Source organism: Bradyrhizobium sp. SZCCHNR1015 (assembly GCF_032489875.1).
GTDB lineage: Bacteria > Pseudomonadota > Alphaproteobacteria > Rhizobiales > Xanthobacteraceae > Bradyrhizobium.
The window spans coordinates 543,746-569,062 of the sequence record NZ_JAUEYW010000001.1; the positions used below are offsets into that span (position 1 = coordinate 543,746).

The window sequence follows — 25,317 nt, forward strand, 5'->3', positions numbered from 1 at the left end:
ATCAGCCGCCAGGAGTCCAGGGCTGATAATCACCGGTGGCCTTTGGCCTGCGACCGCTGCCCAAGGTCGAGCCGGCCGGGCGATACGCCAGCGCAGTCCCCGTCAGATTCGGCTGATGCGGCTTTTCCCACTCGCGCGGCTTGTAGCCGTCCTGAGTCGGCGGCACGTCGACCATGTGATGCATCCAGCCGTGCCATTCGGGCGGAATACGGCTCGCTTCGGCCAGGCCGTTATAGATCACCCAGCGCCGCTCGAAATGCAGCACCGGATCGATCTTGCCGCCGGCGGTCCGATAATAGCGGTTGCCCTGTGCATCCTGCCCCACGAGCTCGCCGAAGCGCCAGGTCCACAATTGGGTGCCGAAAGTCTGGCCGTTCCACCACGTGAAGAGCTTGAGAAAGAACTGTTTCATGGGCTTGGGGCCGGTTCTGTGAAGGTCCCGGTTCTGATGCCACCCCGCCCGCATCTTGTCCAGTGTTGCACCGCCTCCGCCCGCGACGATGTATCGGTTCGCGGCGGGGAACGACATCCGCGGCCTGCGGTTAGGTCATTTTCCCCCTGATGGAGCGATAGCGATGACCAGACTGAAGACATGGAGCACTGCGGCGGCAGTGGCGCTGATTCTGCCGCTGGCGGCAGCGACGACGAGCTTTGCCCAGGGTCCCGGCGGCGGCGGTCGTGGTCCGGGCGGCGGTGGTGGTGCCGCCATCGGCGGGGGCGGTGGCGCGGCTATCGGTGGTGGCGGCGGCGGAGCGATCGGCGGCGGCGGACGCGGCGGCTTTGCGGCAGGCCCGGGTGGCGGCGGCATGAGCGGCGGCAGCTTTGCCGGACGCGCAGCCGTTGGCGGCGCAGCGCTCGCGGGTCGCGGTCCGGCGGCCGGCGCCAACGTCGCCGTCAACACCGGTGGCGGCCGCGGCAACTGGAGCGGCGGCAATTGGGGTGGCGGCGGCTGGCAGGGCGGCCACCGTGGCGGCTGGCATCACCGCGGCGGCGGCTTCTGGCCGGGTGTCGGCGTTGGCGTCGGAATCGGGTTGGGCAGCAGCTATGCCTACTACAATGATCCGTATTATTACGGGCCCGACTATTACTCCGACTACTCGTACTATGACGACTCCGCGCCTGTTGCCGTCGTCGGAACCGAAGGCGTCGACCCGAGCTACTGCGCACGCAGGTACCGCTCGTATGATCCGGCTTCGGGAACTTATCTCGGCTATGATGGCATTCGCCATCCATGCCCGTAAGAGTCTGACATCGTAGCTGCGACAACAGCAGGCGGCGAGGGCTATGCTCGCCGCCTTTTTCGTGCCGTATTGTTGTTCGTTCTGTGTCTAATGCGCCACGTTGCAGGCTGATTTTCGCCCATATTTCAAAATGTGCCTCGCGACGTGCAGATGATCGGCCCGTTCCGGTCCAATATTGTTTGAGCTCGTGATTCTGCCCGTTTGGGCGCTTCGCAGGCTTGGTTGATATCAGTCGATGGACACATGGATTTTCGCGGGACTCGCGCAGTGCAAACGCCGCGGGTGAGCGGCTTGGGCCTGCCGCCCGCGAACGCGCCAAGAACTTCGAACAAGGAGGCGCGCCTTGCCGACATATCTTCACTGCTTGGACGCAGCTGCATCGAAGCTCGGAGCATGTGGCTGGCCGCGATTGTCCCCGGCCCGGCTGGCGGACATGTCGATGATTGAGAAACGCAGATGACCTATCAGCGCCTCGCATTGGGGCTCGGTCTTGGAACGCTGCTGGCGATCGGCGCCGCGTCCACGGCGCTCGACATCAAGTCGCGCCACGACGCGGCCTGGGTGAATTCATCGCTCGACATCCTGCAGAAGACCTCCGATCTGCGCCTGCTGCTACGCGAGGCGGAAGCGGCCTCTCGCGGCTACGCACTCGTCGGTGAAGATCAGTTCAGGACGGAGTTTGCCGATGTCAGCACGAAAATTCCGGTCGCCATGGCCGAGCTGCGGCGCGCCGTGGCCGACAATCCCGAACCGCTGAAGCTGCTGACCGAGACCGAAGCCCTGGTTGCCCGCAGGGTCGAGCTCGCCGCGGAGCTGATCCGGTTGCGCGCCGCCTCCGATCGTGCGGGGCTCGAAGCGCTCAGAAGCCGCGCCGAAGGCCCGGCGACCATGAGCGAGATCACGGCCCATCTCGACCGTTTCGTTGCCGATCAGCGCGAGCTGCTGACGCAGCGTTCGATGACGTCGAAGGCCACCGGATCGCTGTTGCTCACGATCGACCTGTGCGGCCTCGCGCTGCTGCTGATCATCGCCTTCTACCTCATCCGGCGGACCTATCTCCACGATCGTGCGCTGCGCGCGTCGCTGGTCCGGTCCGAAGCCGAGGCCATCTCGCTGGCGGAAAAGGCCGAGCAGCAGCATCTCGACCTGATCGCCGCCCATGAGAAGCTGCGCCATTCCGCCGAGATCCTGCAGAACACGTTCAACAGCATGGCAGAGGGCGTGCTCGTCATCGATGCCGCGGACACCGTGGTATTCTCGAACCCCGCGGTCGAACATCTGCTTGGCTACAGCCCGGAAAAGAATCTGGCCGACGTCCGCGCGCGCCTCCGCGTCTACGAAAGCGACGGCGTGACGCCTGTCGCAGCCCACGACCTGCCGACGCCGCGAGCCTTGCGCGGCGAGAGCTTCGACCGCCGCGAGCTGATCGTCTACCGGCCCGACCGGGACGAGACGCTGCGACTGATGATCTCCGGCCGCCCGCTGCGCGACGCCGCGGGCGGCATTACCGGCGCGGCGATGGTCTATCACGACATCACCACGGCGCACGAGACCGAGCGGCTGCTGCAGCAGGCGCAGAAGCTGGATGCGATCGGCAAGCTCACCGGCGGCGTCGCACACGACTTCAACAACATGCTGACGATCATTACCGGCACCATCGAGACGCTGGCCGACGAGGTGAAGGACCGCCCCGCCGCCGCGGCGACCGCAGCGCTGATCGGACAGGCGGCAGACCGCTGCACCGAGCTGATCCGGCATCTGCTCGCCTTTGCCCGCAAGCAGCCGCTGCATCCGCGCGACAGCGACGTCAACAGCACGATTCTCGACATCGCAAAGCTGCTGCGTCCGACGCTCGGCGAGCAGATCGAGATCAACTCGATCCTCGAAGACGAGACGCTGATCACGCACATCGATTCGGCGCAGCTCGCCAACTCGCTGGTCAACATGGCGATCAACGCCCGCGACGCGATGCCCAATGGCGGCAAGCTGCTGCTGGAATCGCGCCGGGTGGTGCTCGATGAGGCCTATGCCTCAGCCAACGCCGGCGTGACGCCCGGGCCCTATGTCATGGTCGCCGTCAGCGACACGGGCACTGGCATGTTGCCGGAGGTCCGCGACCGCGCCTTCGAACCGTTCTTCACGACGAAGGAAGCCGGCAAGGGCTCCGGCCTCGGCCTCAGCATGGTCTACGGCTTCGTCAAGCAATCCGGCGGCCACATCAAGATCTACAGCGAGGAAGGACGGGGCACGACGATCCGGCTCTACATCCCCGTGCCCAAGGGACAGGCGACGAGCCCTGCGCCGCCCGAGCCGCCGCCGCCGCGCGGCGAGGAGACGATCTTTATCGTCGAGGACGATCCCCTGGTGCAGGATTTCGTCGTGTCACAGTTGCAGAGCCTCGGCTACAAGACCATCACCGCATCGACCGGGGTCGAGGCGCTGGCCAAGATCGACTCCGGCCAAAGCTTCGATCTCCTGTTCACCGACGTCATCATGCCCGGCGGCGTCAACGGCAAGGAGCTCGCCGAGGAGGCGCTGCGGCAGCGGCCAGGCACCAAGGTGCTGTACACGTCCGGCTATACCGACAACGCGATGGTCGAGCACGGCCGCCTCGACCAGGCGGCGCTCCTGCTCACCAAGCCCTATCGCAAGTCGGAGCTCGCCAAGATGGTGCGGCTCGCGCTGGCAGACCCCGCCGATGACGCCCTGGCCGATGATGCGTTGGCCGAGAATGCCTTTTCCGAGGACGTGCCGACGCGCGCTCACTTCTCCTGACTCGACCATCGCGCGGATCGGAACTGCGATCGTCACGGAGGTCGGCGCCAAAAAATTCCGATGGAAACCCACCCCATGCAATTGGCAGGACGCGACGGCATCCCGCGCCATTGGAAGCCACCGATGATCCGCCGGCGCGTGGTGATCGGGCTCGGCCTTGGGACTCTGCTCGCGATCGGCGCCGCGTCGACGGGACTGGACATCAAGGCGCGCAACGATACCGCCCTGGTCGAGCACACGATGGAGGTGCTGGAGAAATCCTCCGAGCTCCGCGTCCTGCTGCAGCAGTCAGAAGCGGCCTCGCGCGGCTTCGCCTTGTCCGGAGCCGACCGGTTCATCGCAGAGTTTCAGGAGACGAGCGGACTCATCCCTGCGGCCTGGGCCGACCTGCGAGGGCTCGTCCGGGACAATTCCTTGCAGAGCGAGCGGCTGCGATCGATTTATGGCATCGTGCAGCGGCGCATCCAGCTTGCCGGCGAGCTGATCCGTCGCCACGCGGCGAACGATCGCGACGGCCTGCAGGCGCTGGCGGCGAGCGCGGCCGGTCCGGCGGCGATGACGACGATCAACCAGGCGCTCGACGCCTTTACCGACGACGAGCGCCGGCTGCTGGCGGACCGCGCTACGATCTCGCGACGAACCGGGTCCTGGCTGCTGGCGATCGACCTCGCCGGCGTCGGCCTGCTGCTCCTGATGTCGGGCTATCTCGTCCGGCGCGCTCACCTTTCCGACCGGGCGCTGCGCTCGTCCCTCACCCTGTCACGGAAGACCGCGACCTCGCTGGAAGCCCAGGCCGTGAAGCAGCGCAGCGATCTCGCCGCGGCCTATGACGAGCTGCGCCGCTTCTCCGCCATTCTCACGAACACCTTCAACAGCATGGCCGAGGGCGTCCTCGTCGTCGATCCCGAAGGCACCATCATGCTGTCGAACCAGGCGATGGGACGTTTCCTGGGAACGAATGTGGGCAAGACGTTCGCCGAGATGCTGGCCGCAAACCAGTTCTACGAGAGCGACGCCGCCACCCGCATTGTCGACGAGGAGCTCCCGATCGCGCGCGCCTTGTGCGGGCGGTCGTTCGACCGCCGCGAGGTCGTGGTCAAGCCGACCGACGGCCGGCCGCAGTTCCGCCTGATGGTCAGCGGTCGGCCGCTGCGCAATTCCGCAGGCGCGATCAGCGGCGCCGCGCTGGTGTATCACGACGTCACCGACGTGCACGAGACCGAGCGCCTGCTGCAGCAGGCGCAGAAGCTCGATGCCATCGGCAAGCTCACCGGCGGCGTCGCGCACGACTTCAACAACATGCTGACGATCATCACCGGGTCGATCGAGGTCCTGATCGACGCGGTCCGGGACCGGCCGGCGGCGGCCGAGTTCGCGGCCCTGATCGGCAGGGCCACCGATCGCTGCACCGAGCTGATCCGGCATCTGCTCGCCTTCGCCCGCAAGCAGCCGCTGCGTCCACGCGACATCGACGTCAACGCCACGGTGGAGGACATCGCCAAGCTGCTGCGACCGACGCTCGGCGAGCAGGTCGAGATCAGGACCGTTCTCGCCGACGAGGATCTCATCGCCCATGTCGACTCCGCGCAGCTCGCGAACGCGCTGGTCAACATGGCGATCAATGCGCGGGATGCGATGCCCGACGGCGGCAGACTACTGCTGGAGACGGCGAAGACCACGCTCGACGCGGCCGATGCAGCGGCCAATCCCGGCGTCGTGCCGGGCTCCTACGTCATGGTCGCGGTCAGCGACACCGGCAGCGGCATGCCGGCCGAGGTGAAGGATCGCGCCTTCGAGCCGTTCTTCACCACCAAGGACGCCGGCAAGGGCTCCGGTCTCGGCCTCAGCATGGTCTATGGCTTCGTCAGGCAGTCCGGCGGCCACGTCAGGCTTCAGAGCGAGCAGAACCGCGGCACGACGATCCGGCTCTATCTGCCGGCGGCGCAGGCGGCGCAGCAGACCGAGCCGGAGCACGAGCAGGCGCTGCCGCATGGCCGCGAGACGATCCTGGTGGTCGAGGACGATCCGCTGGTGCGCGACTTCGTGCTCGCCCAGCTGCAAGGCCTCGGCTACACCACCCTCGTCGCCTCGCAGGCCTCGGAGGCGCTGGCCATCGCCGCGCAGAACCAGCCCTTCGACCTCTTGTTCACCGACGTCATCATGCCCGGCGGCATCAGCGGCCGGCAGCTCGCCGAAACCATCATGACGACGCGCCCCGCGCTCCCCGTGCTCTACACCTCCGGCTATACCGGCGATGAGATGGTCGAGAACCAGCAGCTCGTGCCGGACGCGCTGCTGCTGACCAAGCCCTATCGCCGCGCCGAGCTCGCGCAGATGGTGCGCCGCGCGCTGGACGGCAAGCCGGCAGACGCTAGCCGCGGGTCGCCATCGCCACCGCGGCCAGCGTGAAGGCCAGCGCGGCCACCTGCCCTGCCCCGAGCGGCTCGCGCAGCGCGATCGCGGAGGCCAGGACGCCGATCACCGGCACCGCCATGGTGCCGATCGCCGCCACCGAGGCCGGCAGCCGTGACAGCGCCGCGAACCAGGCGACATAGGCGACGCAGAACTGGATCACGGTGGAATAGAACATCAGCGCCCAGTCGAGCCGATCGAGCTTCGTCCAGTCGGAATGCTCGACCGCGAAGCCCACGATCACGATCGGCACGCAGCCGATGCCGATCTGCCAGGCCGCGGCCGACAAAGGCGGCAGCCTGATCGGGAGCTTCTTGGCCATCACCGTGCCGAGCGCGAAGCCGAACGCGCCGCCGAGCACCATCAGGATGCCAGGCAGCTTGTCGCGGCTGGCGTTGAGTCCGTTGCTGCCCATGATCGCGGCCAGCCCCGCGAACGCCAGCACCAGCGCCAGCACGCGCAAGAGCGTCGGCCGCTCGCCGAGGATCGGCCAGGCCAGCAGCGAGGCCCACACCGGCATGGTGTAGGCGATCAGCGCCGCCTCACCCGCCGGCAGCCACAGCAGCGCCAGCCCCATCAGCACCATCCAGGCGGTGACGTTGAGCATCCCGGCCAGGATCAGCCGCGGCCAGACCTCCGATGGCACGGCAAGGCTCTGGCTGCGGATGACGGCCAGCAGTGCCAGGAGAAGCGCGCCGACCACCCCGGTGGTGCCGCGCAGGGTGAGCGGCGGCAGCACGCCGACCAGATGCTTGGTGACGGGCCAGTTGAAGCCCCAGCCGAGCGAGGTGATGGCGAGGAACATCAGCCCGGCGGGCGTGATCCGCCCGCTGGCCACTGGCTTGTCTGTCATGGAATCACCGGCGCCGTCCGTGGGAGGACGACCTTGCCGGCGTTTTCCCGGCCACACCAGGGATTGTGGGGCATGCCTGCCCCGCGAACGCTCCGTAGGCGCCCGTGAGTCCCACTGATGCAAGCAAAACACGCCGTTTGCACGCGAATAAATCTGCCCCTGTGAACAGCGGGACGAAGCCCTGTGGACAGCGCTCCGAACAAATTTTTCCGGTTTCGAATCCGCGAGGACTCGCCGATAGTTACGGCCATCACGATACCGGCACACGCCCTGGTTATCCCGTACTTTCCCCCATATTTAGTGTTTGGTTAGGGAACCCCCACTAGTCCTTGACGGGGGAAGCGGAGTCGTCCTAGCTTCCGGCCCGGTTCGGCGTACAGTCATGTTTCGGGTCTGGCCGGCCGCTTCCCTCGAGAGGGTTCGAAGACGACCACGCCGCCGTCCGTACGGCTGCGGGCGTGGGTCGCCGTCTGCCCTGTGTACCATCGCTGCGCCGCCGCGCTCCGGCGGGGAACCCACTAGATGTGGGGTCTCCCCTGCAGGGACGACGGAGCAGAGCGGCGGAAGTGACGCGTTGAGAACAGGCGGCGCAGGCAGCGGACGGGCTGCACGCGCCGCGCAGGAAGACGGGGCGAGACGCCGGACAACGGCGCAAGGCCTTCGGCTTCGAGGCTGAACAGATGCGGACCGGGCAACCGGTTGAACTGCGGCGGCAGACGAGTTTCCCGGCAGCGTCCGGGGACTTCCAGCCGCCGCCCTTGGATGCAATGATCCCGGCCGCCAACGACGCGGTCCGGCAAGAACTATTGGGGCTCGCGATGCGGATTGAACGGCGCAACACCACCGAAGGACAGTCACCCTATCAGGGGATCGACTTCCGCCTGACCACGTCCGAGATCAAGAATCCGGACGGCTCCGTGGTGTTCCGGCTCGAGAATGTCGAGGTGCCCGAGTTCTGGTCGCAGGTCGCCTCCGACGTGCTGGCGCAGAAGTATTTCCGCAAAGCCGGCGTCGCCGCGCGCCTGAAGAAGGTCGAGGAAGAGAGCGTGCCGTCCTGGCTGTGGCGCGCGGTGCCCGACACCGACGCGCTGGCCGCGCTCCCCGAGAACGAGCGCTACGGCAGCGAGCGCTCGGCCAAGCAGGTGTTCGACCGCCTCGCCGGCTGCTGGACCTATTGGGGCTGGAAGGGCAACTACTTCTCCTCGGAGGAGGACGCGGTGGCGTTCTACGACGAGCTGCGCTTCATGCTCGCCAAGCAGATGGTCGCGCCGAACTCGCCGCAATGGTTCAACACCGGTCTGCACTGGGCCTATGGCATCGACGGCCCCGGCCAGGGCCATTATTACGTCGACTACAAGACCGGCAAGCTGACCAAGTCGAAGTCCTCCTACGAGCACCCGCAGCCGCACGCCTGCTTCATCCAGGGCGTCGAGGACGACCTCGTCAATGACGGCGGCATCATGGATCTCTGGGTGCGCGAGGCGCGCCTGTTCAAATACGGCTCCGGCACCGGCTCCAACTTCTCGCGGCTGCGCGGCGAAGGCGAGCGGCTGTCGGGCGGCGGCCGCTCGTCCGGCCTGATGAGCTTCCTCAAGATCGGCGACCGCGCCGCCGGCGCGATCAAGTCGGGCGGCACCACCCGCCGCGCCGCCAAGATGGTGGTGGTCGACGCCGACCATCCGGACATCGAGGCCTATATCGACTGGAAGGTGAAGGAGGAGCAGAAGGTCGCCGCCCTGGTCACCGGCTCCAAGATCAACCAGAAGCACCTCAAGGCCGTGATGAAGGCCTGCGTCAATTGCGAGGGCTCCGGCGACGACTGCTTCGACCCCGAGAAGAACCCGGCGCTCCGCCGCGAGATCAAGCTCGCGCGCCGCGCGCTGGTGCCCGACAACTACATCAAGCGGGTCATCCAGTTCGCCAGGCAGGGCTACAAGGACATCGACTTCCCGATCTACGACACCGATTGGGATTCGGAGGCCTACCTCACGGTCTCCGGCCAGAATTCCAACAACTCGGTGTCGCTGAAGGACGACTTCCTCCGCGCCGTCGAGACCGACGGCGACTGGAGCCTGATCGGCCGCACCAACAAGAAGGTCGTCAAGACGCTGAAGGCGCGCGACCTCTGGGAAAAAATCGGTCACGCCGCCTGGGCCTCGGCCGATCCCGGCCTGCACTTCAACACCACGATGAACGACTGGCACACCTGCAAGGCGTCCGGCGACATCCGCGCGTCCAATCCGTGCTCGGAATACATGTTCCTGGACGACACGGCGTGTAACCTGGCCTCCGCCAACCTGCTGACGTTCTATAACACCCAGACCAAGCACTTCGACGTCGGCGCCTACGAGCATCTCTGCCGGCTCTGGACGGTCGTGCTCGAGATCTCCGTGCTGATGGCGCAGTTCCCGTCCAAGGCGATCGCCGAGCTGTCCTACGAGTTCCGCACGCTGGGCCTGGGTTATGCTAATATCGGCGGCCTGCTGATGACCATGGGCCTGTCCTACGACTCCAAGGAAGGCCGCGCACTGTGCGGCGCGCTCTCGGCGATCATGACCGGCATCGCCTACAAGACCTCGGCGGAGATGGCCGGCGAGCTCGGCTCCTTCCCCGGCTACAAGAAGAACGCCGCGCACATGCTGCGCGTCATCCGCAACCATCGCCGCGCGGCACGCGGCGAAGCGACCGGCTATGAGGCGCTCTCGGTCGCCCCGGTGCCGCTCGACCACGCCCACTGCCCGCAGGTCTCGCTCGTCAGCCATGCCATCCAGGCCTGGGACGACGCGCTCGCGCTCGGCGAGACCCACGGCTATCGCAACGCCCAGGTCACCGTGGTCGCCCCCACCGGCACCATCGGCCTCGTCATGGATTGCGACACCACCGGCATCGAGCCGGATTTCGCGCTGGTGAAGTTCAAGAAGCTGGCCGGCGGCGGCTACTTCAAGATCATCAACCGCGCTGTCCCTGAGGCACTGCGCGCGCTCGGCTATCGCGAGAGCGAGATCGCCGAGATCGAGGCCTATGCCGTCGGTCACGGCTCGCTGTCCAACGCGCCGGGCATCAACGCCTCGACCCTGAAAGCCAAGGGTTTCACCGATGAGGCCATCGCCAAGGTCGAGAAGGCACTGCCGACCGCGTTCGACATCAAGTTCGTGTTCAACAAGTGGACCCTGGGCGAGGACTTCATCACGAAGCAGCTCGGCGTCTCGGCCGAGGCGCTGGTCCAGCCGGCCTTCGAGCTGCTCGCCGCCATCGGCTTCACCAAGCGCGAGATCGAGGCCGCCAACGTGCACATCTGCGGCGCGATGACGGTCGAGGGTGCCCCGCATTTGAAGGCCGAGCACTATGCGGTGTTCGATTGCGCCAATCCCTGCGGCAAGATCGGCAAGCGCTATCTCTCGGTCGAGAGCCACATCCGCATGATGGCGGCGGCGCAGCCGTTCATCTCGGGCGCGATCTCCAAGACCATCAACATGCCGAACGACGCCACGGTCGAGGACTGCAAGGCGGCGTATCTGCTGTCCTGGAAGCTCGCGCTGAAGGCCAACGCGCTGTATCGCGACGGCTCGAAGCTGTCGCAGCCGCTCAACTCGCAGCTCATCTCCGACGATGAGGACGAGGACGATGCGGTCGAGTCCTTCTACGAGAAGCCGATGGCCGCGCGTGCCACCCAGGTCTCGGAGAAGATCGTCGAGAAGCTGGTCGAGCGCATCGTGGTGATGCGCGAGCGCGAGAAGATGCCGGATCGCCGCAAGGGCTACACCCAGAAGGCGGTCGTCGGCGGCCACAAGGTGTACTTGCGCACCGGCGAGTATGATGACGGCCGCCTCGGCGAGATCTTCATCGACATGCACAAGGAGGGCGCGGCGCTGCGCTCCTTCATCAACAACTTCGCCATCGCGGTGTCGCTGGGTCTCCAGTACGGCGTGCCGCTGGAGGAGTATGTCGACGCCTTCACCTTCACCCGCTTCGAGCCGGCCGGCCCGGTGCAGGGCAACGACTCGATCAAATACGCGACGTCGATCCTCGACTACGTCTTCCGCGAGCTCGCCGTCAGCTACATGTCGCGCTTCGACCTCGCCCATGTCGACCCCTCCGAGAGCAACTTCGACGCGCTCGGCCGCGGCGTCGACGAAGGCAAGCCGTCGGAGGACGGCCCGAGCCAGCAGGCCGCGAAATACGTCTCACGCGGCCTGACCCGCTCCCGCACCGACAACCTCGTGGTGATGCGCGGCGGCTCGGCCACGACCGCCGTCTCCGCCCCGCATGACGCCGGCCCGTCGGGCCGCGTCACCGCCCTCTCCGGCTCCCGCGCCGGCGACGCCATCGACGGCGCCGTCGCCCTGAAGCAGGAGGCGCAGCACGACCTCTCGCCCACCGAGAAGCTCGAGGCCCTGCAATGGAGCAAGGCCGGCACGGCTGCGACCCAAGTCGCCTCCAAGGCCGAACGCCGCGCCGAAGCCAAGGCCAAGGGCTACGAAGGCGAGATGTGCTCGGAGTGCGGGAATTTCACGCTGGTCCGGAACGGCACCTGCATGAAGTGCGATACGTGCGGGTCCACGACGGGGTGCAGCTAAGCATAGCCGACAAAAGCGCTTGTTTACCCGGGCCAATCTTGGCCCGGGCAATTCCAAATCAACAAAGCAGGGAGCAGAAAAAGCGAGGTAGGTAATGTCGACTGACGACTTTATAGTTGATCCCCTGCGGGATACTGAGGTTCGGTCTCACGCCAAAGCACAACGTCGCTTTCTTGGATTAGAGGAAGCCAAACGAGTAGATCCACTCGCGCTAGAACAAGTCCCCGAAATTTGGACCGTTCACGGCATCAAACCATTCAAGCTTGAGGTGGTCTCCGACGAGGAGATCCCGACAGACTCTGGCCTAACCGTCTTTGACGGATCCCGTATTGTCGCTAAGATTCCGCGTAGAATTCGTCATAAGGCATTTATGGGCGATGGCTACGCGCGATACACAATCGTCCATGAACTTGGGCACGCTACTCTTCATGTACACAAGCTTATGCAGGGAGCAGCTCTACCGAGGCGTCGAGAGGGCAACCTTACGCCATCTTGGATCCCAAAATTCAAATCCGCCGAACATCAGGCGATGGTTTTTGGCGCCGCCTTTCTAATCAACGACAGATCCGCAAGGCAGCTGACGTCTGCCGATGATGTGTCAGTCGAAGCCGGTATAAGCCTCGCAGCGGCTCGCATCTATTTCGAGCAGGTCCAGGAGGAATTAGCTAGGCCTGCGGCCGCAGCTCGGGTCCGACGAATGGCCGACGAGGCACGAGCAGTTCTCTCTCCAAAAAAACCGATCAACACCAAAGCGTTCTTGGATGCTCTCTGCACGTATTGCGGTCAACAAAAGCTTTTTCCCGTTGGACACAAGTTCATGTGCCACGCGTGCGAGAAAGTCTATGATAGATTTCAAGACGGAGACGACGTTCAATAGCAAGCGCCTGACGGATTAGCGGAGCTCAGTCTAAGGCCTGACCTCAATTACTTAGAGCATATACTAGTATTCTTGTTGCTGCGAAATACGCTCTTTTGATAAATCCTGATATCTGGAGCATGTCTATCAATGTCGCCTCCCCTCAGCAGAGATTTGATACGCCGGCTTGCTTTTGTGAGATATCTCTTCGAGATGGGGCTTGATCAGTCACACCAGCCAGAGCCGTTCGGCGCCGTGTCGTTGCTGACGTTTCACGATGCGTGCGAGATGTTTCTACAAATCGCGGCAGAGCACCGAGCGGTCAACCTTAAGCCTAAATCAGATTTCATGGAGTACTGGTCTGCTTTCGAGCAGAACAACCTTTCGATTACAGCCCGCACGTCGATGACGCGCTTCAATAAAGCTCGAGTAAGCATGAAGCATTCTGGTGTGTTACCGCATAAAGCCGACATCGACGGGTTTCGTGCTACTATTACTACCTTCTTTGAGGACAATTCGCCAAATCTACTCGGAATAGAATTGCATGATGTAACACTAACGTCGATGATAACATTCGACGGCGTACGCGAACCGCTAGAGCGCGCAGAGGCAGCGCTTGCGTCCGGAGATCCCAAAAGTGCGCTAGAAGAGATCGCGATAGCATTTGTGTTGAGTCTGCGTCGATATGAAGGGCGTCGTAGAGGAGACGGCGCGCCCTTGGATCGTCTTTACAGCTTGCGGAGCACGGGGCGCTTATTCGGTTTTGGGATCGAGAGAGAAGGGAAGCGCGAACTTGAGCTTACGCTCCGCAGGATGACTGATGCTTTCACTGAAGCGATCACCGTAGTTGCTTACAATTTGGACTTCGACAGCTACATCATGTTCAAAACTTACGCCCCAGTAGTTCATGAAATTCCTGGAGGATCTCCCGTCATTGAATGGACTTGGGAACCAACAACAGATCCCGTACTGGTGCGTCGTTGCGTCAATTTCGTCGTGAATACCGCAATACGGCTCGAGGCGATCAATTAGAAAGCCCGAGTAGGATGAATTGACGGAGCGGATCCGCCTCTTGCCTCCGGAGGGAACGGGACGCCTAGGCAAAGCGCCCTACGCCCTGGGCTCCATCTCCCTGCCCCCATGCACCTCCACATCTTCTCCGATCTCGACGCCGACATGGCCGACATCAAGCCGATCGCGGCGCTGCCCGGGGTCGATGTGGTCGTGGTCGCCGGCGATGTCTGCGAGGGGGCGGTGAACGGGTTTGCGCGGCTGCGCGAGATCGTGGCCGTGGACGTGCCGATCGTCATGGTGATGGGCAACCATGAGTTCTATCACCGCACCTACCCTGAGGACCTGAAGCTGGCGCGCGCCGAGGCGGCGCGGTTCGGGGTACATCTGCTGGAGAACGACGCGGTCGTGCTCGCGGGCGTGCGCTTTGCGGGCTGCACGCTGTGGACCGATTATGCGATCTTTGGCCCCGGCTCCGAGGTCCACACCATGGCGGTCTGCCGCGACCGCATGAACGACCATCGCCGCATCACCTGGCGCAAGCAGCCCTGGCTGCGCTTCCGGCCGCAGGAGGCGCTCGGCCTGCACCGGACCTCCCGCACCTGGCTCACCGGCCTCCTGGAGACGCCGTTCGATGGCCCGACCGTCGTCGTCACCCACCACGCCCCCGGCTGGGGCTCGGTCGCCGAGACATATCGAAACGACCGCGTCACCGCCGCCTACGCCTCCGACCTGTCGGCGCTGATCCAGGCGACGCAGCCGGCACTCTGGATCCACGGCCACATCCACACGCCCGCGGACTACCACATCGGCGCCACCCGCGTGATCTGCAACCCGCACGGCTATGGCCGCGAGAACCCGGATTTCGATCCGGCGCTGGTGGTGGAGGTCGCGTAGCCCGGATGAGCGATAGCGATATCCGGGTTCATCGCAGGTGACGTGTGAGGCCCCGGATGTCGCTATCGCTCATCCGGGCTACTCGCGCTATCCGAATTGGCCGACGCTGCCTGCGGGCGCATTCAACTGGCTCGCTTGTGCTGGATCGAAAGTCGTTGCCTCCGCCACGACCTAGCGCTTCCCCCGCGCTTTGGTTGACTTGCATCAACAGCGCCGACGTGAATCCGCACCAAGCTGTCACCGTCAGAGAAGCGGAGGCAGCATCATGGCCGATACGCAAGCATCTCTCGTCCCATCCCACGACACACCCGATCCGCACCGTCAAATCGATTCAGCCGCGTGGGCCGTCTTCTTCATCTGGCTCGGCGTGGTCATGCTCGCAGGGCTTCCCTGGGGCTGGTTCCTGGTGGGCGTCGGCGTCCTCATCCTGGGCGCACAGATGGTGCGAACGCAACGGAGCCTGAAGGTCGACAGGTTCGGCGTGGTCATCGGGGTCATCATTCTTGCGGCCGGCCTGTGGGATCTTCTTGCCCTGCCGTTGCCGCTCATGCCGCTGATCCTGATCGTGCTGGGTGGATATCTGCTCTGGAAGACGCTTTCGGCGACGCCATCCCCCTGAAACGGCGCAGGACACATCAGGAGGCCCGCGGCAATGCCGCGTCGCGCCGTGCCCCGCTGCGGCGCGGGTGCTGGAATGTGCGACGCCGACATTGACGCCAGCGGCGTCCCCGCCGGGAACACCGGGATAGTACGGGAGCCGGAACGATCGCCAGGAACTCCATGTTGCTCCGGTCTCAACAAGGAGGAGGTTCGTTCATGAGGATGGCAGTCGTTCTGGCCGCGGCGCTGTTTGCGGCTTCACCAGCGTTCGCCGCAGAGACCGCAGAGACTTCGCACGGCGTGTCGAAGACGACGCCCGGCCATCGCATGCAGACCAGCAGGACGTCGACGGCGCCCGGCGCGTCCGAATACGCGCCTGGCCATCAGCGCAACACGGCCGCCGGCCCGGGTCATTCCGAGAGCGCTCCCGGCCAGCGCGTGACGACGACCGGCTCCAATACGACCCGGAAGTAGTTCGCGCGCGGGGGGTGTGAGATCGACGAACTCGGCCCGCCCCCTTGGCTTGGCGACACAGACAAGCCGCAAAGCCGCTCCATCCATCGCTTCATTGTCCAAACATCCGAGAAGTCCCATGCGCAAAGCGCTCTTCATCCTGGCTGCATCGATCTCGACCGCACTGATCACGCCTGTCGGCGCCATGCCGCTCGCGCCCATCCAGGTCGATCACGCCGATCGCGGCGCGTCCGATGTCATCGCGGTCAGAGGCGGGCATGGCCACGGCGGCCATGGTCACGGCTGGGGCCGCGGCGGTGGCCACCGGGCCTTCGGCTGGAGCCGCGGCCGCAAGGTGGGCTGGCGCGGCCATCACTGCCCGCCCGGTCACTGGAAGAAGGGGTGGTGCTGAAGCGACACCGCGCCCTCTCCCCCAAGGCGAAACGAAGGTTCGCCATGGCAGGAGGGGGCACATTCATAAGCACTCCGCTCCATCTCGCGACATCTCGGCGGCGACGAGCGACGTAGTCGCTCCGCCATCTACTTGAAGCACACCGACGTATCCCCCGCCACGAACGAATTTCCTGGCATCGGCTTCAGCGGCGTCAGCGTGGGGTTGGCGTTGGTCAGCCGCTTCGAATAGGCGCCGAGCGCGGCGTTCATCGTGTTGAGGCGATCCTGGGCGTCGGTACGTTGCAGGGGCGCGGTGATGACGCCGGAGTTGTAGACCTCGGCACGCGACCATTGCACGCCCTGCACGATGCGGCCGACGAGACGCGATTTCAAATCGGCGGCGCTGTCGCCGGCCGCGCTCTTGCGCCCGACCACATCAGGCGGCAGCAGGCTGGGGTTGACGATCCAGCCGCGCGGCTTGGCGACATTGTTGCCGAACAGGATCAGCTCGTCCACCGTGTTGTTCAGCGCCACATAGTCGCGCAGCGGCAGGCTGGTGTCGCCGGTGCCGGTCTCCTGGACGTGACTCGCCAGATGCGGCCCCGTCGCGCAATAGGTGCCGAAGCTGAGCTTGATGCTGCCCGAGCTCATGAACATGTAGCTGCCGACATCCGAGCCGCCCGGGGGCGACGGCGCGTCGTCGCCGCAGAAGGTGCCGTGCGAGGAGGCATCCTGCAGGGAGTGCAGATAGAGCCCGATCCTGGCGATCTGCACCGGCACCGGCGGCTTCCGGGGATCATCGAACAGCACCCCGGTGGTCCGGCTCTTGTCGTCCAGCCAGGACTTCAGCTGAGTGTAGTCGACATTGCCGTTGCTGTTGTCGAGAATCTTTGGCCCGGAGGTCACGTTGATCGCCGGCCCGATCGCGTAGTTCTCCAGCAGCGGCACGTTGCCGCTGATCGGGACGTTCGACAGACATTTCGGGCCGCTGAAGTTCGACGAGCCGTTCGGCACGGTGTATCCGGCGGTGCACAGCAGGCCCGGCGCCTCGTCGCCCTTCATCGCCCATTGCCTGAGGTCGTACAGCGTGCCCTGATAGACGCTGTCGATGGTGATCGGGTAGCCGGGCGGCGGATAGTGAAACGGATACACCGCCTGCACGCCGCTGGCGCCGTGCACATCGGTGCCCTGCCCGTTCGGCGAGAAGTTCAGCAGATAGTGATACAGCGGCCCGTCGGTGGTGTTGTTGGTGCGCTGGAAGCCGTTGAACTTGGCGGTGATGTAGCTGGCGCCGGAATTGGTCGAGGTCGCCTGCCCGCCGCACTGGTCGATCGGCGCATATTGCGCGTAGTCGGAGTTCTCGTTGTAGGCGGCGATCCAATAGGCGACGTCGGCGCGGTAGCCGAGCGCCTGGGCGATGAAATAGGTCGAGTCCGCATGGATCATGCTGCGGCCGGGCGGAATGACGGCGAACTGCACCGCCTCGAGCAGGCAGCCGCGGTTCAGCGCCTCCGCCGGATCCTTGCAGGCGCTGGCCGGCGCGAGACAATTCTTCAGCCCGTCCTTCACGCGCGGGATGCAGATGTCCTCCAGGAACGCGTGCGCGGGGCGCGGCGCGGTCAGGCCCCAACCGAGGGCCACCGATGCGGCGACGACAGACATGGTCGACAATGCAAAACCGATGCGCATGAGAAACTCCTTTGGTGATTTGAAATTCAGCCGGCCAGGACTGCGCCATGGCAAAACGCCATGCGCCCGACCGCTGGGTTGAAACGCAGCTCGTCCGCGATGCGCGCATCGCGGATTCGGCAAGCCCGATTTGATCCTATATCGGACGATTCATCAACCTATAGTTGCCAAAAATCACCGTTGCCGCGTAGCCCGGATGAGCGAAGCGACATCCGGGTTCATCGCCGGCGCTGCGGCAGACCCCGGATATCGCTTCGCTCATCCGGGCTACGGTCACCGCCACTTCGGATCGTTGATATGGTTGATGTCGTGATCGTCGGCGGTCCACTCGCGGATATGGACCGAGCCGTCGCGCGCGACTTCGATGAGCTTGTTCACGAGATCGGCGTTGCGGACGGAATAGAGATCGAGCGCCTTCTGAAACAGACTCATCTGCTCATCCCGCGTGCCCTTCGGGATCAGGATCACCAGCCCGGCATGTACGTCGAGCTTGGCATATTCCTTCAGGAAATCTCTGCGATTGTCGGTGACGATGATGTAGTCGTTCGCGCTTGCGAACCCCACCAGATTCCAGTCCTGCCAGCCGCTCTTGCCCAGATGGGTGACGTAGTCCGCCTGATAGCCGCGCGCCTTTGCCACTCCCACCAAGGCGCCGCTCAGGCACTCGTCGATCAGGAATCGTTCGCTCAACGGGTGGCTGCCGCGTTCTCCGCCGATCGCCAATCGGCACCATAGGTGACCTCGGCCCAGCGGATCACCGCGTCGATGCCATCGATCGGCAGGCTCGGATAGTCGGCGAAGATCTCCTGCGCCGGATAGCCGGCGCGCAGGTAGGCCAGGATGGTTTCGGCGGGCACCCGTGTCCCGCGAACCACCGGATCGCCGCTCATGACCGTCGGATCACGAACGACCTCTGACCTGACGGCGACCTTGATGGTCATGGCTGCCTTCCTTTCCCGCGGCTGTCATCATAGCGCGATAGGCGCCGGGGGGCGAGACGGGAATTTGGCTTCGTCCAAACACCGGAACGGTGGGCACGCGCCGCCTTGCGGCGGCGCTTTGCCCACCCTACGGTTCACCGCTCGCGACTGCGACCGAAGTGACGTGATCGCTCAGCGCAGCCCGCCGGTCACGTGCAGCGTCTCGCCGGTCACGTAGGACGCATCGTCCGAGGCGAAGAATGCCACCGCGGCGGCGATCTCCTCGGCCTTGCCGACGCGCGCGAGCGGCGTGGCCGTTTCGATCCAGTTGCGCATATCGCCCTCGTGCAGGCCGGCGGCGACGACGCCCTCGGTGACGATCATGCCGGGATTGATGGTGTTGACGCGGATCTTGCGCGGCGCCAGCTCCTTCGACAGCACCGAGGAGATGGCGTCGACGGCGGCCTTGGTCGCGGTGTAGACGGCGGTGTTCGGCGGCGTCAGGGTGGACACGCCGGAGGAGATGTTGACGATGCTGCCGCCGGCCGGATTGAAATGCCGCGCGGCCTCCTGCGACACCAGGAGCAGGCCGAGCACGTTGACGTCGAACTGGCTGTGGAAGTGCTCCGGCGTGATGCCGTCGAGCGGCGCGAAGGCGTAGACGCCGGCGTTGTTGACGAGGATGTCGATCGGGCCGAGCGCCTTCACCGTCTCGGCGACGATGGTCTTGACGTCGCCGGGATTGGCGAGGTTGCCGCCCACGGCCACCGCCTTGCCGCCCTTGCCGGTGATCCCCGCCACGACGCGGTCGGCGCCCTCCCGGCTGGAGCTGTAGTTGACGGCGACCGCGGCGCCTTCCTCGGCCAGCCGGGCCGCGATCGCGGCGCCGATCCCCTTGGACGCGCCGGTCACCAGCGCCACCTTGCCCTCAAGTCGCTTGCTCATCTTGCTCTCCACATTGCGCCGCCTGCGGCGTTCGGTTCAATCGTTCAGAACTAGTGAACTATTGAACGCGCGCAAGGCCGTCGCTATATGTTTTTCATGGCGCAGCTGTTTCACCCGTCGCGCGAGGACATCACATTAGCGGGAGTGCTGGCCGCCCTCGCCGATCCCCTGCGGCTGCGCATCGTCAGGAGCCTGATGGAACGGAAGGACTGCATGTCCTGCACCGAGGCCGCGCCCTGCCCCGGCATCGCCAAATCGACGCTGTCGAACCATTTCCGGGTGTTGCGCGAGGCCGGCCTGATCCACACCACCAAGCAGGGCGTCGAGCATCGCAACGTCGTGCGCGAGGCCGACCTCAATGCCCGGTTCCCGAAATTGTTGAAGACGATTCTGGGCTACGCGGAGTAGCCGAAACGTAGGGCGGGCAAAGGCGCGCCAGCGTCGGTTTTGTCGGGTACCATTTTGCACGCGCCGTGCCCACCGCCCGCACCCGCCAGCGTCGATGGCGGGCACGCGCCGCCTGAAGGCGCCGCTTTGCCCACCCTACGGTTCACTGTCATGCGAGCGCAGCCGTTAGGTCAGATTGGATAGCGCCATTTCAGCGCGCGACGGGCGAAGAAGGCGGCCACCGCGACGATGGCCAAAGCGATCAAATCGGCCTTGAGCGCAGCGGACGGAAAGCGGACGAACATGGGCGTGAAGATCAGCGCGAACAGCGCCAGCAGAAGGCCGTTATAGGTGTAGTACAAGGGCGACTTGAAGATGCCGGTGGGCGCCAGCTCGGCGTGGGACATCGGTTGCGGCAGCAGGAACGCAATCAGCAAGCCGATAAGGTCTGCACCGTCCATGACGTCGACGTTCGTCCATTCTGTGCGTTCGCGCTGATGTGCTCCGCAGGGAGTAGCTGTCTCGCCTAGCCATCACAAGTTCCGCGTGGTCACGCGTCGATCACATCTTCATGTGTCGTCGGCATCCGATGATTGGTTCGACGCCACCGCGCAATGACAAGCTTTGGAGCAAATGCGCACGCCACCGTGCCTGCCGTCGATGGTGGGCACGCGCCGCCTGACGGCGCCGCTTTGCCCACCCTACACGTCACGGGCCGGTCGCGTAGGAGAGCAAGGGCGCATCACTGCGAGCGGAGGACGGAGACAGGAGTATCCCCGCCCCTACTTCTCCTCCTCCATCGTCACCGCGACGGCGCCGATGGCCGACAGCCGCACCTTGTCGCCTTCGACGCCGGCGACGAGGCCCTTGTCGATGAAGTGATGATGCCCCTTGTGGCTGCCCTCGCCGCTGTCCTTTTTGGTCAGCTTGATGCGGTTGCCGTCGACGCGGTCGACGGTGCCGACATGCGCGCCGTCGGCGCCGATGACTTCCATGTGTTCCCTGATGTCCTGCATTGGGGGAGAACTCCGTGGCTGATGTGGAAGCAGCTTCAACCGGCGGATGGGAGATGTGTTCCGCGACGCGCCTCCGCGCAGACGCAGCCGCAGGGTGGGCAAAGGCCCGCCCGGCTCGATCTCGTCGCGCAACATCGTTCGCGCGCCGTGCCCACCGTCCGCACCCGCCGGCGCCGATGGTGGGCACGCGCCGCCAGCGGCGTCGCTTGGCCCACCCTCCGACAGCGTCATGCGCGGCGAAATCCTGCTGCGCCTCGCGGCTGATTTCGCCAACGCCATCAGGCTGATCGGTCGTGTCCAGACCTTCCGATAAAAATAAATTACTTTCTATTTTTCTGAATTCATGATTGTCTACGCCCATCCCGGCCCGCCGAGAGGGGCGCATCGCGATCGTCACGAGACGTGGGCCGGAGATGCGGTGGCTGTGGGTGTGCCGCAGCGGGCTCGAGGCCCGCCGACGAACGGCACGCTTGCGGACGTGAAGACGCGTGGTCCTGGCGCCCCGAAGCTGGCGCCAAGTGCGGCGGTGATGATGATCCCGCCGTGCGACGGTGGCTACAAGCCGGACACCGGGGAGATCGCGTTATAAGCGTGAAAACCATCGCGCGGGGAATGCCGGGATGCCTCGGCTGAACCTGTGGTGACTGCCGCCTGCACTTCTTTCGCAGGCGGGCCATGGGTGCGGCCAGCGCCCGGCATTCCCCGCGCCCTCTCCCTTCAGAGGGCCAACGACCGGCAAGGCTCGGGCGCCATCTGCGCCGCGGGATCGCGTCCGCTTGGCCGATGCTAGGCCTTGCGCACGGTGCCGAGGAAGCCCTCCACCGCCACGCGGAAACGATCGGCATCGGTGGACATGCGGCGGACGGAGTCGACCATGGCCGCGCCCGCATTGCCGGTCTGGCGGTTGAGCGCCGCGACCGAGCCGATCGTGTCGGTCACGGCGCGGGTGCCCTGGGCGGCATGCTGGAAGTTGCGCGAGATCTCGGTGGTGGCGGCGCGCTGCTCTTCGACCGCCGCGGCGATCGCCGTCATCTTCTCGTCGATGCTGGAGATGTTGTGGCTGATGGCGCGGATCGCCTCGACCGACTCGCCGGTGGCGGCCTGGATCTCGGCGATCTGGCGGGTGATGTCGTCGGTCGCGGTCGCCGTCTGCGCCGCGAGGTTCTTGACCTCGCCGGCGACCACGGCGAAGCCGCGGCCGGCTTCGCCGGCGCGCGCCGCCTCGATGGTGGCGTTGAGCGCCAGCAGGTTGGTCTGCGCGGCGATCGCGGTGATCATCTTGACCACCTCGCCGATGCGGTTGGCGGCGCGGTCGAGCATCTCGACGGTGGCGTTGGTCTGCGCCGCCTTCTCCACCGCCTGGCGCGCATCGGCCGCGGAGGCCTGCACTTGCGCGGCGATCTCGGAGACCGATGCGGTCAGCTCCTCGGTGGCGGCGGCGATGGTCTCGAGATTGCTGGTCGCGGTCTCCGCGGCGCTGGCGACCGCGGCCGTCTGCTCGGTGGACTCGTCGACCAGCTTGCGGACGTCGCCGGCGCTGGAATCGAGCTGGCCGGTCGAGTTGCCCATGCTGACGATGACCGCCTGCACGGTGTCGTCGAAGCTCTTGCAGGCGCTGTCGATCGCCTGCGAGCGCTCCAGCCGGCGGCCCTGGTCGAGCTCGCGCTCGCGCGACAGCCGGTCGGCGGTGGCGGCGCTCTCGCGCAGGCCCTCGAGGGCGGCAGCCATGGCGCCGAACTCGTCGGCATGAGCGAACTGCGGCACCGGGGTCTGGTAGTCGCGCTGGCCGATGCGCTGGATCGCCTGCATCAGGACGCCGACCGGGCGCATCAGGCGGACGCGCACCGCGCGCAGCGCCAGGCCGGCCACCACGAGCGCGGCCAGGAAGGCGAGCGACTGGACGACCAGGCTGCTCAGCGCGGCGGTCCTGATCTCCTCGGCGCGCGCGATCGAGCCGTCGAGCGCGGTCATGCCGACGGCGATGATGCCGGCGAACGGGCCCTGGCAGAACGCGTTCCATTCCGGCGCCGGCATCGCCGGCTTGCCGCTGCCGTCAAACCCCTTGGTGAGCTGGTCCATGCGCTGATGGGCGGCCTCGACCTCGGTGCGCGAGGTCTTCACGGCCCCGGCGAGCGCGGTGCTGCCGCCCCCCGCCAGGAGGTCGTCAAGCCCGGACCAGCCGGCCGCGACGGTGCCGCGCCATTGCGCGACCGCGCCCTTCTGGGTGTCGTCGAGCGGCTTGGAGGCGTTGATGTTGGGACGCAGCGCCGAGCATTGCAGGCCGTAGCGGTCGCGGACCTGCCAGGCCAGCCGCCGCGCCTGCACCATCTTGGCGATCGCCGGATCGGTCATCCAGGCGCGGTTCGAGACGGCGAGCGAGGCGGCGTTGGCGACGTCCAGCGTCTTGGTCATTGCCTGGTACCAGGCCTGCGTACGCGCCAGCACGCGTTCGGCACGCGGCTTCGCGGCTTCATCGAACAGCAGCTTGAACTGCGGAACCGTGGCGTCCCAGCTCGATTTCAACCCGGCCAGGAGGTCGTCGCGCTCGGGCATGTCGACGCCGGCGAGCGCGGCGACGATGCCGTCATAGCCCTTGGCCTCGATGCCCTGATATTCGGTGAGCTTGGCGCGCGGATCGTCCTCGCTCAGCAGCACGCTCTGGATGTCGCCGCGGTGGGCGCGCATGACCAGGACGTTCTGGAAGATCGCCTTGTCGGCCGCGGTCAAATGCTCGGTCGCGACGCTCTCGCGATAGCGGCCCGCGGCGCCGCTCATCAGGATCGCCGTGGACACCAGGATGCCCGCCGCCAGCACCGACAACAGCACCATCAGCAGAGTACTGACCGATTTCTTCATCACGCGCCGCCCCACACCAGAAAGTGGCAGGATGACGCGATTGCACAAATTCTTCCTTAACCATGGACCGGCACACCGGCGCCCGAGGTAATCAGTTGCCGAAATCCCCTGCTCCACGCCAACAAAAAATGCGCAAGCCGCAACGCGGCAGACGTTGGCGCGCGCTGCGGCGCGATGCGAAGCGAATCGCAGGGCGCGGTGCGCAGCGGCTGGGCCGGACGGTGGGCGCGGCGCCGCGGTGGATCAAGATCACCTGCGGCGCCTTGGTGCTGCTCCTGACCTTCGCGCTGGTCAATCTGGCCTATCACGTCCTGCGCAAGCCGACCGAGCTGTTCGTGGTGACCGGTCATTCGCTCGACAAGGAGCCGGAGGAGACGTGGCGCCAATATGGCGCGCTGTTCCGTGAGAGCTCGACAGGATCGATCACGCCGGAGCTGCTCGCCGCCCTGGCGCAGACCGAGAGCTCGGGCAATCCGGTGGCACGCACCTATTGGCGCTGGCGCCTCGCGTGGAATCCGTTCGCGCTGTATCAGCCGGCTTCCAGCGCCGTCGGCTTGTTCCAGATGACCGACGGCGCCTTTGCCGACGCCGCACGGTTCTGCATCCGGGAGCACGAGGTGGTCAGCGACGGCTGCGGGTCGCCGAGCCTGTACGTCCGCGCATGGCCGGCGCATGCGGTGGCGCTGACGGCGATCTCGCTCGACCGCCAGGTCGCCGCCGTGCTCGCACGGCAGCCTGGCGCCAAGCCGAGCGCGCAGCAGCGGCAGGATCTCGCAGCCGTCATTCATCTGTGCGGCGCCGGGCCGGCGGCCGGATTCGCGCGGCGCGGCTTCAAGCCGGCGGATGGCGAGCGCTGCGGCGACCATTCGGTCGCGGGCTATCTCGGCCGCGTCAATGCGATGAAGAAGCAGTTTCAGAAGCTCTCGGCGGCGGAGCGGAGCTAGCGCATGGCGCCCGCTCGGCGACATCGAGAGCCCGCCCGGTTCCGCGTTAAGCACGTCGGATTCACTGATGTGGGCAAAGCGCGCCCGTTAAGACATTGGCAACGAACTGCCGCGCATTTTCTCCGTCCCATTAGTACAGGAGTCACCATGTCAGAGATCGGCATTCCCGGCGCGCGCATCCGGTCCTTCATCGAGCGGATCGAGCACCTCGACGGCGAATTGGCGGAGCTGAACGAGCAGAAGAAGGAAGTGTTCGCCGAGGCCAAGGGCGAAGGCTTCGACGTCAAGATCCTGAAGGAGATCATCAAGCTCAGGAAGCAGGACCAGGACGAGCGCGACGAGCACGAGACGCTGCTCGACACCTATCTCCGGGCGATGGAAGCGGCCGAGACCGGGCCGGCCAGCAAGACCCCCGAGCGCAAGGCGGCGTGACGCTGCCGACCGACGAAGGCGGCGCGCAGCCGATCCGTGCCGCGCGCTGCCCTCTCCCGG

At 65.6% G+C, this 25,317-nt stretch carries 22 protein-coding genes; 13 read left to right on the forward strand and 9 right to left on the reverse strand.

The genetic code is table 11. The features are described 5' to 3' along the window. Position 1 precedes the first annotated feature (1 nt). A complete protein-coding gene (locus QX128_RS02450; protein ID WP_315800436.1) occupies positions 2-412 on the reverse strand; it encodes an NADH:ubiquinone oxidoreductase subunit NDUFA12 in 411 nt (136 codons plus the stop codon). Between the two features lie 163 nt (positions 413-575). On the opposite strand from QX128_RS02450, the gene QX128_RS02455 reads away from it, so the two are divergent. The 3 genes from QX128_RS02455 (at position 576) to QX128_RS02465 (ending at position 6,425) form a co-directional block, all read left to right on the forward strand. Beyond that, positions 576-1,241 (forward strand): BA14K family protein, encoded by a 666-nt coding sequence (locus tag QX128_RS02455; RefSeq protein ID WP_316215700.1) that lies wholly within the window; start codon positions 576-578, stop codon positions 1,239-1,241. Between the two features lie 456 nt (positions 1,242-1,697). Continuing rightward, the gene (locus QX128_RS02460; protein ID WP_316236591.1) at positions 1,698-4,016 is read left to right on the forward strand and encodes a CHASE3 domain-containing protein; all 2,319 of its coding nucleotides are present in this window, start codon (positions 1,698-1,700) and stop codon (positions 4,014-4,016) included. Positions 4,017-4,139: 123 nt separating this feature from the next. Then, positions 4,140-6,425, forward strand: coding sequence for a CHASE3 domain-containing protein (locus QX128_RS02465; RefSeq protein WP_316236712.1), 2,286 nt, complete (start codon positions 4,140-4,142; stop codon positions 6,423-6,425). Here the strand turns inward: QX128_RS02465 and QX128_RS02470 are convergent. Next, entirely contained in the window at positions 6,388-7,281 is an 894-nt protein-coding gene (locus QX128_RS02470; RefSeq protein WP_316236592.1) for a DMT family transporter, read from the reverse strand. The genes QX128_RS02465 and QX128_RS02470 overlap by 38 nt on opposite strands. Positions 7,282-8,099: 818 nt before the next feature. Between QX128_RS02470 and QX128_RS02475 the strand changes: the two genes are divergently transcribed. The 7 genes from QX128_RS02475 (at position 8,100) to QX128_RS02505 (ending at position 16,087) form a co-directional block, all read left to right on the forward strand. Then, on the forward strand, positions 8,100-11,858 hold the full coding sequence (locus QX128_RS02475) for a vitamin B12-dependent ribonucleotide reductase (RefSeq protein ID WP_316236593.1): 3,759 nt from the start codon (positions 8,100-8,102) through the stop codon (positions 11,856-11,858). A 94-nt stretch (positions 11,859-11,952) separates the two neighbouring features. Then, entirely contained in the window at positions 11,953-12,735 is a 783-nt protein-coding gene (locus tag QX128_RS02480; RefSeq protein ID WP_316236594.1) for an ImmA/IrrE family metallo-endopeptidase, read from the forward strand. A gap of 129 nt (positions 12,736-12,864) precedes the next feature. Then, complete coding sequence (locus QX128_RS02485) at positions 12,865-13,746, forward strand: hypothetical protein (RefSeq protein ID WP_316236595.1); 882 nt, start codon at positions 12,865-12,867, stop codon at positions 13,744-13,746. A 108-nt stretch (positions 13,747-13,854) separates the two neighbouring features. Next, entirely contained in the window at positions 13,855-14,622 is a 768-nt protein-coding gene (locus tag QX128_RS02490) for a metallophosphoesterase (protein ID WP_316236596.1), read from the forward strand. A gap of 265 nt (positions 14,623-14,887) precedes the next feature. Continuing rightward, on the forward strand, positions 14,888-15,241 hold the full coding sequence (locus QX128_RS02495) for a hypothetical protein (protein WP_316236597.1): 354 nt from the start codon (positions 14,888-14,890) through the stop codon (positions 15,239-15,241). Between the two features lie 197 nt (positions 15,242-15,438). Next, entirely contained in the window at positions 15,439-15,696 is a 258-nt protein-coding gene (locus QX128_RS02500; protein WP_316236598.1) for a hypothetical protein, read from the forward strand. 118 nt (positions 15,697-15,814) lie between these two features. Then, the gene (locus tag QX128_RS02505; protein ID WP_316180807.1) at positions 15,815-16,087 is read left to right on the forward strand and encodes a hypothetical protein; all 273 of its coding nucleotides are present in this window, start codon (positions 15,815-15,817) and stop codon (positions 16,085-16,087) included. A 128-nt stretch (positions 16,088-16,215) separates the two neighbouring features. On the opposite strand, the gene QX128_RS02510 is transcribed toward QX128_RS02505, so the two are convergent. From QX128_RS02510 to QX128_RS02525, 4 genes are all read right to left on the reverse strand, one after another. After that, positions 16,216-17,757: a hypothetical protein gene (locus QX128_RS02510; protein WP_316236599.1), complete on the reverse strand. Its 1,542-nt coding sequence runs from the start codon at positions 17,755-17,757 to the stop codon at positions 16,216-16,218. 273 nt (positions 17,758-18,030) lie between these two features. Beyond that, positions 18,031-18,447: a DUF5615 family PIN-like protein gene (locus QX128_RS02515; protein ID WP_316236600.1), complete on the reverse strand. Its 417-nt coding sequence runs from the start codon at positions 18,445-18,447 to the stop codon at positions 18,031-18,033. After that, entirely contained in the window at positions 18,444-18,698 is a 255-nt protein-coding gene (locus QX128_RS02520; RefSeq protein ID WP_315800195.1) for a DUF433 domain-containing protein, read from the reverse strand. Before QX128_RS02520 ends, QX128_RS02515 begins: the two co-directional genes overlap by 4 nt. Before the next feature lie 171 nt (positions 18,699-18,869). Beyond that, positions 18,870-19,622 (reverse strand): glucose 1-dehydrogenase, encoded by a 753-nt coding sequence (locus QX128_RS02525; RefSeq protein WP_316236601.1) that lies wholly within the window; start codon positions 19,620-19,622, stop codon positions 18,870-18,872. A gap of 96 nt (positions 19,623-19,718) precedes the next feature. Here QX128_RS02525 and QX128_RS02530 point away from each other — a divergent pair, with 96 nt between their 5' ends. Beyond that, positions 19,719-20,030, forward strand: coding sequence for a helix-turn-helix domain-containing protein (locus QX128_RS02530; RefSeq protein ID WP_315800197.1), 312 nt, complete (start codon positions 19,719-19,721; stop codon positions 20,028-20,030). 170 nt (positions 20,031-20,200) lie between these two features. Here the strand turns inward: QX128_RS02530 and QX128_RS02535 are convergent, their stop codons facing one another. From QX128_RS02535 to QX128_RS02545, 3 genes are all read right to left on the reverse strand, one after another. Next, a complete protein-coding gene (locus QX128_RS02535) occupies positions 20,201-20,470 on the reverse strand; it encodes a hypothetical protein (protein WP_315800198.1) in 270 nt (89 codons plus the stop codon). Between the two features lie 321 nt (positions 20,471-20,791). Then, positions 20,792-21,025 carry a DUF2171 domain-containing protein gene (locus QX128_RS02540; protein ID WP_315800199.1) on the reverse strand — a complete coding sequence of 78 codons (234 nt, stop codon included), beginning with the start codon at positions 21,023-21,025 and terminating at the stop codon, positions 20,792-20,794. Positions 21,026-21,811: 786 nt separating this feature from the next. Then, positions 21,812-23,881, reverse strand: a complete 2,070-nt coding sequence (locus tag QX128_RS02545; protein ID WP_316236602.1) for a methyl-accepting chemotaxis protein — start codon at positions 23,879-23,881, stop codon at positions 21,812-21,814. 128 nt (positions 23,882-24,009) lie between these two features. Here QX128_RS02545 and QX128_RS02550 point away from each other — a divergent pair, with 128 nt between their 5' ends. Together QX128_RS02550 and QX128_RS02555 are read left to right on the forward strand one after the other, a co-directional pair. Then, a complete protein-coding gene (locus tag QX128_RS02550) occupies positions 24,010-24,825 on the forward strand; it encodes a transglycosylase SLT domain-containing protein (RefSeq protein ID WP_410053123.1) in 816 nt (271 codons plus the stop codon). Between the two features lie 147 nt (positions 24,826-24,972). Beyond that, positions 24,973-25,257, forward strand: a complete 285-nt coding sequence (locus QX128_RS02555) for a DUF2312 domain-containing protein (RefSeq protein WP_315712263.1) — start codon at positions 24,973-24,975, stop codon at positions 25,255-25,257. Positions 25,258-25,317: the final 60 nt, after the last annotated feature.